Raw genomic sequence first — 12,819 nt, 5'->3', positions numbered from 1 at the left:
TCCTTGTCGACACGGCGGAGGCCTACCATAGCGGCAGCTAAAAGCCTTGGCAAGAGGCCTGGCTGTACAGATTTCTATCCTCCGGCAAGTATCACAATAACCGTATAGGTGGCTGGTCACGGCGAAAAGACTTCTCTACCATGTGCGCGGTCCGTTGCACCTAACTAAAAGTTTACTCAAGGGTAAACTAGCATTACATCATGGTGCCCCTGCGCACTCATTACGGAGAACAAAGACGTGGCTGTATTTAATCACTCAGCGTTTGATGGTCATGAAGAAGTTGCCTTCTGCCATGACATCGAAACCGGTCTTAAGGCAATCATCGCTATTCACAACACTAACTGTGGCCCCGCTGTTGGCGGCTGTAGGATGTGGAGCTACGCCTCAGACGATGAAGCTCTGACCGACGTACTGCGCTTGTCTCGTGGCATGACCTACAAAAATGCCATGGCCGGTCTGCCTTTTGGTGGCGGTAAGTCCGTTATTATCGGCGATGCCAAAACCATGAAGTCAGAAGCGCTGTTCCGCGCCTTTGGCCGTTTCTTAAATTCCTTGGGTGGCCGTTACATCACCGCCGAAGACGTGGGTACTTCTACCACCGATATTGCGCACATCAACAAAGAAACCGATTTTGTTGCTGGCCGTGAAGGTTTGTCTGGCGATCCTTCTCCGTTCACCGCTCTGGGCACTTACCTGGGTATTAAAGCAGCCGTTAAACATCAGCGCGGCATTGATAGCCTGGCCGGTTTAAAAGTGGCCGTTCAGGGCCTGGGCTCAGTGGGTTATTACCTGTGCGAGTACCTGGTAAAAGAAGGCGCCGAGTTGTTCGTCACTGACATCAACGAAGCTGCTCTTGAAAAAGCCAAAACCCAGCTCGGTGCTACTGTTGTTGGCCTGGATGACATCTACGACCAAGACGTGGATATCTACGCGCCTTGCGCCTTGGGCGCCACCGTCAATGACAACACCATTGACCGTATTAAAGCCACCATCATTGCTGGCTGCGCCAACAACCAACTGGCCGAGGCCCGCCACGACCAGCTGCTGCGTGAGAAAGGTGTTTTATATGCACCTGATTACGTTATCAACGCTGGCGGCATTATCAACGTGTCCTTTGAAAAGGATTACGACAAAGCCAAAGCCACCGCCAAGGTTGAAGAAATTTACAATACCTTGATGGATATCTTTGCCCGCGGTGACGACCAGCAAAAGCCAACCGGTATGATTGCCGACGAAATGGCGCGCGAAATCATCGCCCGCGGCGGGAAATAAAAAAGGCCCCAACCAAGGGGCCATGAGTTTGTGTTACTGCAATGTGGGGCTCCGTCCCCTGACGTATCACAACTTGAATTAACGTTCCCGCATGTAAGCGCGCAAGGATGCGCCGATAGCTTCGATGGGGTGGTTCTGATTCTGCTCGTCTACCAGTGACAATGTAGCGTCGTCCACCTCATCGAACTGACCGCCCTCACCCAGTTCCTTCAGATCCCAACCGCTCATAATGTCTTTAACAATGCCGGTGGCAACGTTAGAGAACAGGTAGTTACCGTATTCGGCGGTATCGCTGATCACCACGTTCATTTCGTGCAAACGCCGGCGCGCCAGGGTGTTAGCGATCAGTGGCAGCTCGTGCAGTGACTCGTAGTAAGCAGAGGCAGGGCTGATGCCAGCTTCTACCATCACTTCAAAAGCCAGCTCTACGCCTGCCGCAAAAAGGGCAACCAGGCCGGTGGCACGGTCAAAATCCAACTCGAAATTGCTGCTGGGCGGTGCTTGCTCAAAGCCGGTTTCTGCAGTGTTTTGACGCCAGGTCAGCAAGTCGATGTCGTCTTTGGCCCAGTCGGCCATCATGCCTTCGGCAAACTGGCCACCGATTATGTCGTCCATGTGTTTTTCAAACAGCGGACGAAACGCGGCTTTAATTTTGTCGGCTTGACGACGGGCATGGACTCGCTCGCCAGGGCTCAGTTTGGAAAAGGCTAAACGTACGCCACCGGCTTTCATGCTTTCCGATACCTTTTCGATACCAAACTGGTAGAAAGACGCGGCTTGCGCGGCAGGCACATTCAGTTCAACCAAACGCTCAAAGCCAGCCACACACACGGCTTGCGGCAGGCCGCACAGTACGGTTTGCTCACCCATCAGGTCCGATTTTACTTCCGCTTCAAAGCTCGATTGCAGCACCCCGGCGTGGTGGCCACCGGTACCGGCGCACCAGGCTTTAGCCCAGGCCAGGCCTTTACCTTCTGGGTCTTGGTGAACAGCAATCAGTGTCGGCACACCAAAACCACGCAAGTATTCGGCGCGCACTTCGGTGCCAGGACATTTGGGTGCCACCATGATAACGGTGATGTCTTCACGAATTTCACGCTGGGCTTCGATAACGTCAAAACCGTGGGAATAACCCAAGGTGGCGCCTTTTTTCATCAGCGGCATAATGCCGTTCACGACCGGGCCGTGCTGCTTGTCCGGGGTCAGGTTCATGATAAGGTCGGCCTTGGGCACCAGCTCTTCAAAGGAGCCCACTTCAAAACCATTTTCGGTAGCGCGCTGGTAAGAGGCGTTTTTGCTAGCAAGGGAAGACTGGCGCAGCGCATAAGCCACATTCAAGCCAGAATCACGCAGGTTCAAACCTTGGTTTAACCCTTGGGCACCGCAGCCCAGTACCACGATTTGCTTACCCTTAAGCACCTCTACCCCATCGCTAAAGGCACTTTTCGGCACGGGATAACATTGGCGCAGGGCCTGCAGCTGGGTACGCAGGGGCTTTTGGTGAAATGCGGTCATTGGTCTTGCTCCTTCAACATAAAAATCGGCTATAAGCGGGATTATCATCTTCTGCCCGATACGGGTACCCGATGGAATCGAGGTGCCGGGTCAGGCTGTTTTGGTCGGCGTCGGCAAAAGCAGCCAGTACCCGGCCAACGTCGGCGCCGTGATGGCGGTAGTGAAAAAGTGAAATATCAAACTGGCTACCTAAGTTCTCAAGGAACGACAGCAGCGCTTTGGGGTGTTCGGGAAAAGCAAAGCTGTATAAATTTTCGCTGCGGTGCACCGGTGGCTTGCCCCCCACCATGTAACGCACGTGCAGCTTGGCAAGTTCGTTATCCGACAGGTCCAGCACGTCAAAGCCGTGGGCTTCAACATCCGCCACCAGGGCGGTGCGCTCATTGATAGAGCCGGTGCGTACACTCACCAGAATTTGCGCCTTAGCGGTATCGCGGTAGCGGTAACTAAATTCGGTTACCGCCCTGCCCTTTAAGGTTTGGCATAGCGCTAAAAAGCTACCGGGCCTTTCCGGAATGGTAACGGCCAAGACGGCTTCGGTGCCTTCACCTAAATCGCAGCGCTCGGAAACTTGGCGCAGCAAATGGAAGTTAAGGTTGGCCCCCGATAACACAGCGCCCACCTGGCCTTTAAATTCAGGGTGCTGCTCACACCAGGCCTTCAGCCCGGCCAGCGACAAGGCCCCGGCCGGTTCTGCCACCGCCCGCACATCTTCGAAAATATCTTTAATGGCGGCGCAAATGGCGTCGTTACTGACCGTGATAGCCTCGTCTACAAACTGGTTCATCACCCGGAAGGTTTCGCTGCCAATGCGTTTAACGGCCACGCCGTCAGCAAAGCTGCCAACCTCGGGCAAGGTTACCGGCGCCCCGGCTTCAAAGGCCGCTTTAAAACAGGCGGCATCGTCAGGCTCAACCGCCACCACCCGAATTTGCGGCTTTAACTGCTTGATAATGGCGGCAACACCGGCGGCCAAGCCGCCGCCGCCAACCGGCAGAAACACTACATCGAGCTTGGGCAAGTCTTTAATGAGTTCCAGCGCCAAGGTGCCTTGGCCAGCAATAACCTTTTCGTCATCAAAGGGCGCTACAAACGCAAAGCCTTGTTGGCTACTTAAGGTCATGGCGTGATCTTTGGCGGCGTCGAAGTTGTCACCAAACAGCACCACCTCTGCCCCCAAGGCCTTTACGGCATCCACCTTGATGGACGGCGCCTGGGTAGGCATCACAATAATGGCTTTAAACCCCAGCGCGCGCGCAGACAAGGCGACTCCCTGGGCATGGTTACCGGCGGAAGCCGCAACAACCCCGGGGCAATCCCGGGGCAAGCTGGCAATTTTGTGGTAAGCACCACGCAGCTTGAAACTGTGCACAGGTTGCAAGTCTTCGCGCTTAAGCCAAACCTCTTGGCCCAAGCGTTCAGACAGCCTTGCCAACCGATTTACCGGTGTGGCTTTGGCCACCTCGTAAACCGGCGAGCACAGGGCTTCACGCAGATAACCGTAGCCGTCTAGCATGGCGCCCCCGACAGGATGTCTTTATCCCGCACCCCGCCCTTGTCGGCCGAGGTGGCAAGCAGGGAATAAGTGCGAAGCCAAGAGCTGATCTGCCGCTGGCGAGGCCCTGGCCGGTAGGTTGCCGTTTTAGCGCGCTCGGCCAGTTCGGCGTCGGTTAATTGCACCGACAATTCACGGCTGGGGATATCAATAACGATGGTATCGCCTTCTTCGACCAGCGCCAGCGGGCCTTTGGCCGCCGCTTCCGGCGCCATGTGGCCGATAGACAGCCCCGAAGTGCCACCTGAAAAGCGGCCGTCGGTAATAAGCGCGCAGGCTTTGTCCAGGCCCATGGATTTCAAATAGCTGGTGGGATACAGCATTTCCTGCATACCCGGGCCGCCGCGCGGACCTTCAAAACGAATAACCACCACGTCACCGGCTTTGATCTGGCCCGCCAAAATTGCGTCTACGGCGCTGTCTTGGCTGTCAAACACCCGGGCCGGGCCTTCAAAATGCAGCTGCTCATCGGAAACACCGGCGGTTTTTACCACGGCGCCAGCGGGCGCCAGGTTGCCGGTTAACACCGCCAGGCCTCCGTCTTGACGGTAGGCGCCCTGGACGCTTCTGATACAGCCTTGGTCACGGTCCAGATCCAGAGAAGGCCAGTAGCTGTTCTGGGAGAAAGCAGTACTGGAGGGGATGCCTCCGGGCCCGGCAAGATAAAACTCGGACTGTTTAGCGGTTTCAAAAGCGGCCAGGGTCTGACCTAAGGTTTCGCCGCGCACATTAGGGGTACTGGTATCAAGCAAGTTGCCTTTGGCAAGCTCACCCAAGATGCCCATAACCCCACCGGCGCGGTGCACATCTTCCATGTGGTATTTGGCCGTCGCCGGCGCCACTTTACAAAGCTGCGGTACCTTGCGAGAAAGCGCGTCGATATCGGTCAGGCCAAAATCCACTTCCCCTTCTTGGGCAGCAGCCAACAAATGCAAGATGGTATTGGTAGAGCCGCCCATGGCGATATCCATCGACATGGCGTTCATAAAGCTTTGCCGGTTGGCAATATTGCGCGGCAAGGCGCGTTCATCACCCTTGTCGTACCAGGCTTCAACCAGCTCCATGATGCGTTTACCGGCTTCCAAAAACAGCCCTTGGCGTTTTTGGTGAGTAGCCAGCATCGAGCCATTGCCCGGTAAGGCCAAACCCAACGCTTCGGTTAAACAGTTCATGGAGTTGGCGGTGAACATGCCAGAGCAGGCGCCACAAGTAGGGCAAGCTGACTTTTCTACCTGCTCAACATCGGCGTCAGAGACATTGGGGTCAGCCGCTTTAACCATGGCATCAACCAAATCCAGCTTGATGATTTGGTCAGACAGCTTGGTTTTACCGGCTTCCATGGGGCCGCCGGAAACAAAAACAGTGGGAATATTTAAACGCAGCGCCGCGTTCAACATGCCGGGGGTAATTTTGTCGCAATTGGAAATACACACCAGGGCATCGGCGCAATGGGCATTGGCCATGGTTTCAACGGCGTCAGCAATCAGCTCACGAGAAGGCAGCGAATAGAGCATGCCGTCATGGCCCATGGCAATGCCGTCGTCCACGGCAATGGTATTAAATTCCCGCGGCGTACCGCCGGCTTCACGCACCGCGCCCGCCACCAGTTCGCCTAAATCTTTTAAGTGCACGTGGCCCGGCACAAACTGGGTGTAAGAGTTGGCAATGGCGATAATGGGCTTTTTCAAGTCGCCATCGCCTAAGCCGGTTGCGCGCCACAAGGCGCGAGCCCCGGCATTACGGCGGCCTTTTAGGGTGGTGTCACTTCTACGCTGCGGCATGTTTTTCCTCCACAGGGTCTAACCAACCCCATTGATCTTTGGTTTCGCCGTTGAAAAGGCCAAAGAAACGTTTTTGCATCAGTTCAGTAATAGGGCCACGTTTGCCATCGCCCACCGGGCTGCGGTCAATGGAACGCACCGGGGTGATTTCGGCAGCAGTGCCGGTAAAAAAGATTTCATCGGCGACATAAAGCCCTTCGCGGGCGATGGCGCCTTCCACCACGTCCAAGCCCTCAGCTTTAGCCAATTTCACGATACTGTCGCGGGTGATCCCTGGCAGAATTGAGGCGGTAGCCGGCGGCGTATAAAGCACGCCGTTTTTCACCAAAAAGATATTCTCGCCTGCCCCTTCAGACACCTGGCCCCGCGAGTCAAGACCGATACCTTCGTGGTAGCCGTTACGGCGCGCTTCGGTGGCAATTAGCAATGAAGACAAGTAGTTACCCGCCGCCTTGGCGCCGGTTGGGAAGGTATTGGGCGCTGCCCGGTTCCAGGAGGAAACACAGGCATCAACGCCCTCTTCTAGCGCGGCAGCGCCTAGGTATTGACCCCAGGCAAAGGCGGCTATCAGCACCGACATATCCATATGGCTGGGCACCACGCCCATGCCTACTTCCCCCATGTACGCCAAGGGGCGGATGTAAGCGCTTTTTAAGTTGTTGGCATTTAACACCTGACGGGTAGCGGCCATCAGTTCGTCAATGCTGTAAGGAATAGTGAAACGGTAAATCTTGGCAGAGTCTTTTAAACGCTGCATGTGGTCACGGTGGCGGAAAACCACCGGCCCGGTGGGGGTGTCGTACGCGCGAACGCCCTCAAAAAACGCTGTGCCATAGTGCATGCTATGGCTCATGGGATGGACCTGGGCTTCACTCCAAGGTGCCATGTGTCCATCCATCCATATAAAGTCCGCGCGGTTCATACTGCTTCTTCCTCTGTTAGGGAAACCACGTCAGCAAGCTTTTCCAGCTGGCGAGTCAAATGTGACAAGGGTTGTTCGTGTTTAACGCTCAGGCGAACGCCTTCCGGTTGCCACTGCATTTGTGTCATCTCAAAACCACGATGACGCACGGTGCGCAGCAAGCGTTCCAAGGCGGCAGGGGCCGGACGCAACGTGATATACAAAGTGCTCTGGGCCACGGCTTAGGCCTCCATCATTTGGTGATTACCGGCACCTGGCGGTACCAGCGGCCATACGCCCAGCTCGCTGGGAATGGCGACATGCAGGAAATAACTACCTTTAGCGGCCAAAAAGCGGTCTAAGGCACTCTCGACCTGGTCGGGGTGACTTAACCGTTCGCCCTGGATACCAAAGGCGCTGGCAATGGTCAGAAAATCAGGGTTATCCGACAAATCCACTTCGCTGTGGCGGCCTTCAAAGAACAGGCTTTGCCATTGGCGCACCATGCCTAAGCGCTGGTTATCCAGCAGCAAAATTTTGACTGACAGGTTCATGCGTTTGATGGTGGCCAGCTCTTGGATGTTCATCATGATGGAGCCATCACCGGTCACCAGAATGGTTTGGGTTTCCGGGCAAGCCAGTTTGGCGCCAATGGCACAAGGCAAGCCAAAACCCATGGTGCCCAGGCCGCCGGATGAAATGTGGCGGGTGGGATGGTCAAACTGCATGTGCTGCGCCACCCACATTTGGTGCTGGCCCACATCGCAGCAAACCCGGGCATCGCGGCCGGCTTTACGTGACAGCTCGCTCAGCAGCCATGGGGCGTGGATATGGTCTGGGGCACGGGGAGCAGTAAACGAGTGGTTGACCTTATAGTCGGCGCAGTGCTGTTGCCAATCGCTATTAACCTCAACTTGGGCCAGGTGTTTCAGCGCTTCTTTGGCGTCCATGGCCAGGGCCACATCGGCGTGGCGGCGCTTGCTCATTTCGGCGGCGTCGATATCCACATGGATGACTTGGGCATGGGGGGCAAACTCGTCCAGTTTACCGGTAACCCTGTCATCAAAGCGGGCACCAACCACCAACAACAAATCGCATTCTTGTACCGCCATATTGGCGCCACGGCTGCCGTGCATGCCTAACATGCCCAGGTTGAATGGATAGTCCAAACCGCCGCTGCCCAGGCCTTTTAAGGTTTCCACACAAGGCATGCCAGTTGCCGCCAGGTAGCCTCGCATGTCTTCCACTGCATCGCTCATCCCGACGCCACCGCCGATGTAAGCGATAGGCTTTTTGGCATTTCGCAGCAAGGTTTCAGCGCGGTTTAAGGCCGCAAAATCAACCTGGGTAGGCGCGGGTGTGGCAGTGGTTTTCGGTTGGCGGCTAAAGGCGGCTTGTTGTACGTCTTTGGGAATATCAACCAGCACCGGACCGGGTTTACCACTTTGGGCCAAAGTGAAAGCCTCTTCGATGATACGAGGCAAGTCTTCGGGATCGTCAACCAGATAACTGTGCTTGGTGCAGGCTAAGGACAAACCTAAAACGTCGATTTCTTGGAAGGCGTCGGTGCCGATGGCCGCTCGGGCTACCTGGCCGGTGATAGCCACCAAGGGAATGGAATCCATCATGGCGTCGGCCAGGCCGGTGATTAAGTTGGTAGCACCTGGGCCAGACGTGGCCATTACCACCCCAACGCGGTTGGTGGCACGGGCATAACCGATAGCCGCCATGGCGGCACCTTGTTCATGACGGCACAACACATGGTTAAGCTCGGCTTCGTACAACGCGTCGTAGATGGGCATGATGGCACCGCCCGGATACCCAAACAGGGTGTGGACGCCGTGCTCTTGCAAGCATTCAACCAGGGCTTGGGCGCCGGTGATGCTGTCGACTATCGGTCTGGCTTGGTTCATGACTGTATTTTTCCTTGGCCCTTATACGAAAAAACCCCCGGGCTTCTCAGCGCGGGGGTTTTTAGAATCTTGCTTTCGTTAGCGTTTACACAAAAGCACCCCGCGCGGCTGGCGAATAATCACCACCACGAGCACGAGTACGACGAGAATTGCTTTTTGTGTAAAGGTGTTCACAGTAAGGCTCTGCTTGAACGTTGCGAAAGTGCTAATAGAACTAGCATGTAAAACTTAAACGGCACAAGGCTTTTTTTCGCCTTTTTTTAACCTCTTTAAAAACAAGGGGTTAAAAGATGGCCTTCCAGCCATCTTTTTGGCGAGTTGACGCTAAGGTAAAGCAGATTGCAGGGTCTTATTATCTTTTTCAGATAGCTCGCGGCTTTTCAGGTGCAACTTAAAGGCACGGGTGTTGAGCAAAAAGCCGCCATGCACCGGCTGTAAATGCTTGCGCTCAACCAGCAACGATAGCGAGTCAAACTTCAAAATCAGGGTGTCACCGGCCACTTTTAGCTCGCGCAGTTCCCCTAATTGCCTACCGCTTCTTACCGTCAGCGCCCATTCAAACAACACCACCACAAAGACAAAGGTCAGCAAAATGGCGGTAGGCCAATGCCAACCGCTATCCACTTCCCAGTTAAGGCCAACCAACACCAGTAAATACAATATCCATCTCAGCCATTTCATTGGCACTGCTCCATTAACCACTGTATGGGATGAAGGGGTTTGTTACCTTCCATGCGCCCTACCTGGCAGCGACACGAATACCCGGTGGCCAGCACCGTGTCGGCGTTGGCTACTGCCTGGCGCCATGACAGGCCATAAATGCCCTTGGAATCGTCCAGGTGCTCGGCTTCATGGCCGTAAGTGCCCGCCATACCACAGCAACCAACGTTGGCCACCGCCAGCTGATGGCCGGCTTTAGCAAAGATCTGCTGCCAGGTTTTTTCGCTGGCCGGCAAGGCGGTTTTTTCGGTGCAATGGCCAAACAAGGTGGCACTGCCCTGCCCTTTAATGACGGCAAAAACGCTATCAGGCAGCTCTGCAAGCCATTCTTGCGCTAACAGTACCTTAAAGTCGCCGCGCTTATCCCCCAGCACTTTTTGGTACTCGTCGCGATAGCAAAGCACCAAGGACGGATCTACCCCCACCAAGGGCACCTCAAGTTGGCTCAGCGCATTGAAAAAGGCCGCACCACTTGCGGCGGTTTTGGCAAAGCGGGCCATAAAGCCTTTAACGTGTTCGGCCTTACCGTTGGGTTTAAAAGGCACCAGTTTGGGAATAAAGCCCAGCTTCTCAATAAAATGCACCAAATCAGCCACCACAGGGGCGTCGTAGTAGCTGGTAAAGGGGTCTTGAACAACCAGCACCAGTTTGTCTTTCTCTGGGTGGCGAGCCAGGGCTTGTAAATCCCAATCGAGGGCACCATGGCCGCTTAATTGGTCATGCAAGGTGGGTACCGACAGCAGCGGCGTATCAACCATGCCAAGGGTCTTTTTAAGGGCGCCCTTCACCCAGCCTTGTTGCAATAGCGCGTTAACGGTTTTCGGGAACCGTGCCATCAGCGGCGTGCTTTGCTCCACATTGGCCACCATGTGGTCTTTTAAAGGCCGCAGGTAGCGCTGATGGTAAAGGTCTAAAAAGCGGGCGCGAAAATTGGGGACATCCACTTTAATGGGGCACTGGCTGGAACAGGCCTTACAGGCAAGGCAGCCGTCCATTGCCTCTTTTACTTCTTTTGAAAAGTCGTACTCACCGCTAAAGGTATTACGCAGGCGGTTGAAAAAAGGCAGCTTTTTGTTTTGTAGCAGTTGCTGGTCCGGGTCAACACCCCGTTCTGCCAACAGCCGCAGCCATTCGCGCATTAAGCCGGCCCGGCCCTTAGGTGAGTGACGCCGGTCACCACTAATGCGGTAGCTTGGGCACATCGGTGTAGTGGCATCGAAATTAAAGCAAAGGCCATTGCCGTTACAGGTCATGGCGCCGCTGAAACTGTCACGTACCGACACCGGAATTTGCCGGTCTTGAGCGCCGCGCTTGGGGCCGTCTACCGACACTAGCTGGTGGCCATCTTCGAGGGGAATACACACCTTGCCCGGGTTCATGCGGTTATGGGGGTCAAATTGACTTTTCACCCAGCGAAGCTCGTCCCACAGTGCACCAAAGAAGGTGGGGCCGTATTCAGACCGAAAGCCCTTACCGTGCTCACCCCACATCAGGCCGCCGTATTTGGCCACTAGGGCAACCACGTCGTCTGACACCTCGCGCATGAGCTTTTCTTGCTCAGGGTCGATTAAATCAAGCGCGGGGCGCACATGTAAAACCCCGGCATCAACATGGCCAAACATGCCGTAGTAAAGGCCTTTACTGTCCAACAGCGCCCGAAATTCCATAATGAAATCAGCGAGGTTTTCTGGCGGCACCGCGGTGTCTTCAGAAAAGGGCTGCGGTTTGGCGCGGCCTTTAACCGCCCCCAATAAACCTACCGACTTCTTACGCATGGCATAAATGCGGTTTATTTCCGCCAAGTCCTGGGTAACTTGGTAGCCAATGATGCCGCTGTCGCTGCCAACGGCGGCGTCAAGTTTTGCACAAATCTCCGCCACCTTCGCTTGCTGGGCTTTGGCATCGGTATCGTTAAACTCAACGATATTAATGCCCTGCATATCGGCGCCGGGGACATCGCTAATCAGGTCTTTGACTTGGTGCCAAATGATGTCTTCACGGGCAAGGTTGAGCACCTTGGAGTCCATGGTCTCCACCGACGTGGCTTTGGCCTCAATCATTAAAGGCGCACTGCGCAGCGCTTTTTCAAAGCTGTCGTATTTGACGTTAATAAGGGTTTTATAGGGTTCGATGCGGTTAACGTGCAGCTTGGCTTCGGTTACAAATACCAAAGAGCCTTCAGCGCCACAAATAAGCCGCCCTAGGTCGAAATGCTCAAGGCTTTCGTCAAAAACGTGTTCCAGGTCGTAGCCGGTTAAAAAGCGGTTGAGGCGAGGAAAGGTGTTAACGATATCGGCCCGTTTTTGTTTTAAGCGCTCGGCAATGGTGCGGCTAAGCTCGCCAAGCTTGCCGTCAAGAGTTGCCAGCTCTGACACCGCCATCTTGCCGGTTTTAAGCTCGTCGCCGTCAACGGTCACCGCTTTGATGGCCAGCACATGGTCTGAGGTTTTACCGTAAACCAAGGAGCCCTGGCCGGAGGCGTCGGTGCTGATCATGCCGCCGATAGTGGCGCGGTTTGAGGTAGAAAGGTCGGGGGCGAAGAAAAAGCCATGGGGGCGTAAAAAGGCGTTGAGCTGGTCTTTAATCACCCCGGCCTGTACCTTCACCCAGCCTTCTTCGGCATTGAAATCAATAATGCCGCGCATGTGCCGCGACAAATCCACCATCAAACCGGTATTAAGGCTTTGCCCATTGGTACCAGTACCGCCGCCACGGGCAGAGAACACCACCTCTGGGTGCGCTTTGGCAATGCGGGCTAACAACAGCACGTCATCATGGTCGCGCGGCAAAACCACCGCTTGTGGCAATAACTGATAAACCGAGTTATCGGTGGCCACGGCTAACCGCTCACTGTAGCGGGTTTCAATTTCACCTTTAAAACCGGCCTTGGAAAGATCTGCCAAATAATGCTGATAGCTTGCGGACAGTTGCGGCGAGGTGTCGATTCTAGGGATCATAATGCAGCGGCTGATGATTGTTTTCGGGCAGTATATCAAAGATAGGCCAGCCGAAAGCGCCCTCTTGCTGCGAATCTTTCCTACCTGAGCCACCGCCCAACAACAATCTTCTAAAATTGGCCAACATCAGATAAATAAAGGGAATTTGCTGGTCGCTCTGTGTTGTGTCTAGCGGCGGTCTTAGCGAAAATTGGCAGACTGCTTG

At 55.0% G+C, this 12,819-nt stretch carries 9 protein-coding genes; 1 reads left to right on the top strand and 8 read right to left on the bottom strand.

What is annotated here, in order from left to right; genetic code table 11:
• Positions 1 to 237 precede the first annotated feature (237 nt).
• Positions 238 to 1,272, top strand: a complete 1,035-nt coding sequence (locus DW350_RS08725; RefSeq protein ID WP_115718495.1) for a Glu/Leu/Phe/Val dehydrogenase dimerization domain-containing protein — start codon at positions 238 to 240, stop codon at positions 1,270 to 1,272.
• Positions 1,273 to 1,350: 78 nt separating this feature from the next.
• Here the strand turns inward: DW350_RS08725 and ilvC are convergent, their stop codons facing one another.
• From ilvC to ydiJ, 8 genes are all read right to left on the bottom strand, one after another.
• The gene (gene ilvC / locus DW350_RS08720) at positions 1,351 to 2,787 is read right to left on the bottom strand and encodes a ketol-acid reductoisomerase (protein ID WP_115718494.1); all 1,437 of its coding nucleotides are present in this window, start codon (positions 2,785 to 2,787) and stop codon (positions 1,351 to 1,353) included.
• 13 nt (positions 2,788 to 2,800) lie between these two features.
• The gene (gene ilvA / locus DW350_RS08715) at positions 2,801 to 4,303 is read right to left on the bottom strand and encodes a threonine ammonia-lyase, biosynthetic (RefSeq protein ID WP_115718493.1); all 1,503 of its coding nucleotides are present in this window, start codon (positions 4,301 to 4,303) and stop codon (positions 2,801 to 2,803) included.
• Complete coding sequence (gene ilvD, locus DW350_RS08710; protein WP_115718492.1) at positions 4,297 to 6,123, bottom strand: dihydroxy-acid dehydratase; 1,827 nt, start codon at positions 6,121 to 6,123, stop codon at positions 4,297 to 4,299. Before ilvD ends, ilvA begins: the two co-directional genes overlap by 7 nt.
• A complete protein-coding gene (locus DW350_RS08705) occupies positions 6,110 to 7,045 on the bottom strand; it encodes a branched-chain amino acid transaminase (protein WP_115718491.1) in 936 nt (311 codons plus the stop codon). The genes ilvD and DW350_RS08705 overlap by 14 nt, the downstream gene beginning before the upstream one ends.
• Positions 7,042 to 7,263, bottom strand: a complete 222-nt coding sequence (locus DW350_RS08700; RefSeq protein ID WP_226911418.1) for an ACT domain-containing protein — start codon at positions 7,261 to 7,263, stop codon at positions 7,042 to 7,044. The genes DW350_RS08705 and DW350_RS08700 overlap by 4 nt, the downstream gene beginning before the upstream one ends.
• 3 nt (positions 7,264 to 7,266) lie before the next feature.
• Positions 7,267 to 8,907, bottom strand: a complete 1,641-nt coding sequence (gene ilvG / locus DW350_RS08695; RefSeq protein WP_192954878.1) for an acetolactate synthase 2 catalytic subunit — start codon at positions 8,905 to 8,907, stop codon at positions 7,267 to 7,269.
• 354 nt (positions 8,908 to 9,261) lie between these two features.
• Positions 9,262 to 9,618 carry a hypothetical protein gene (locus tag DW350_RS08690; RefSeq protein ID WP_115718489.1) on the bottom strand — a complete coding sequence of 119 codons (357 nt, stop codon included), beginning with the start codon at positions 9,616 to 9,618 and terminating at the stop codon, positions 9,262 to 9,264.
• Positions 9,615 to 12,614: a D-2-hydroxyglutarate dehydrogenase YdiJ gene (ydiJ, locus tag DW350_RS08685; RefSeq protein ID WP_115718488.1), complete on the bottom strand. Its 3,000-nt coding sequence runs from the start codon at positions 12,612 to 12,614 to the stop codon at positions 9,615 to 9,617. The genes DW350_RS08690 and ydiJ overlap by 4 nt, the downstream gene beginning before the upstream one ends.
• Positions 12,615 to 12,819 lie beyond the last annotated feature (205 nt).

Source organism: Gallaecimonas mangrovi, assembly GCF_003367375.1.
GTDB lineage: Bacteria > Pseudomonadota > Gammaproteobacteria > Enterobacterales > Gallaecimonadaceae > Gallaecimonas > Gallaecimonas mangrovi.
The sequence above is the reverse complement of the archived record's forward strand: the minus strand, read 5'-3'. Positions and strand labels throughout refer to the sequence as shown.

Excerpts from the sequence above, each read along its gene's own strand:
- ilvC (WP_115718494.1), bottom strand. The coding sequence starts at position 2,787 with ATGACCGCATTTCACCAAAAGCCCCTGCGTACCCAGCTGCAGGCCCTG.
- ilvA (WP_115718493.1), bottom strand. The coding sequence starts at position 4,303 with ATGCTAGACGGCTACGGTTATCTGCGTGAAGCCCTGTGCTCGCCGGTT.
- ilvD (WP_115718492.1), bottom strand. The coding sequence starts at position 6,123 with ATGCCGCAGCGTAGAAGTGACACCACCCTAAAAGGCCGCCGTAATGCC.
- DW350_RS08705 (WP_115718491.1), bottom strand. The coding sequence starts at position 7,045 with ATGAACCGCGCGGACTTTATATGGATGGATGGACACATGGCACCTTGG.
- DW350_RS08690 (WP_115718489.1), bottom strand. The coding sequence starts at position 9,618 with ATGAAATGGCTGAGATGGATATTGTATTTACTGGTGTTGGTTGGCCTT.
- ydiJ (WP_115718488.1), bottom strand. The coding sequence starts at position 12,614 with ATGATCCCTAGAATCGACACCTCGCCGCAACTGTCCGCAAGCTATCAG.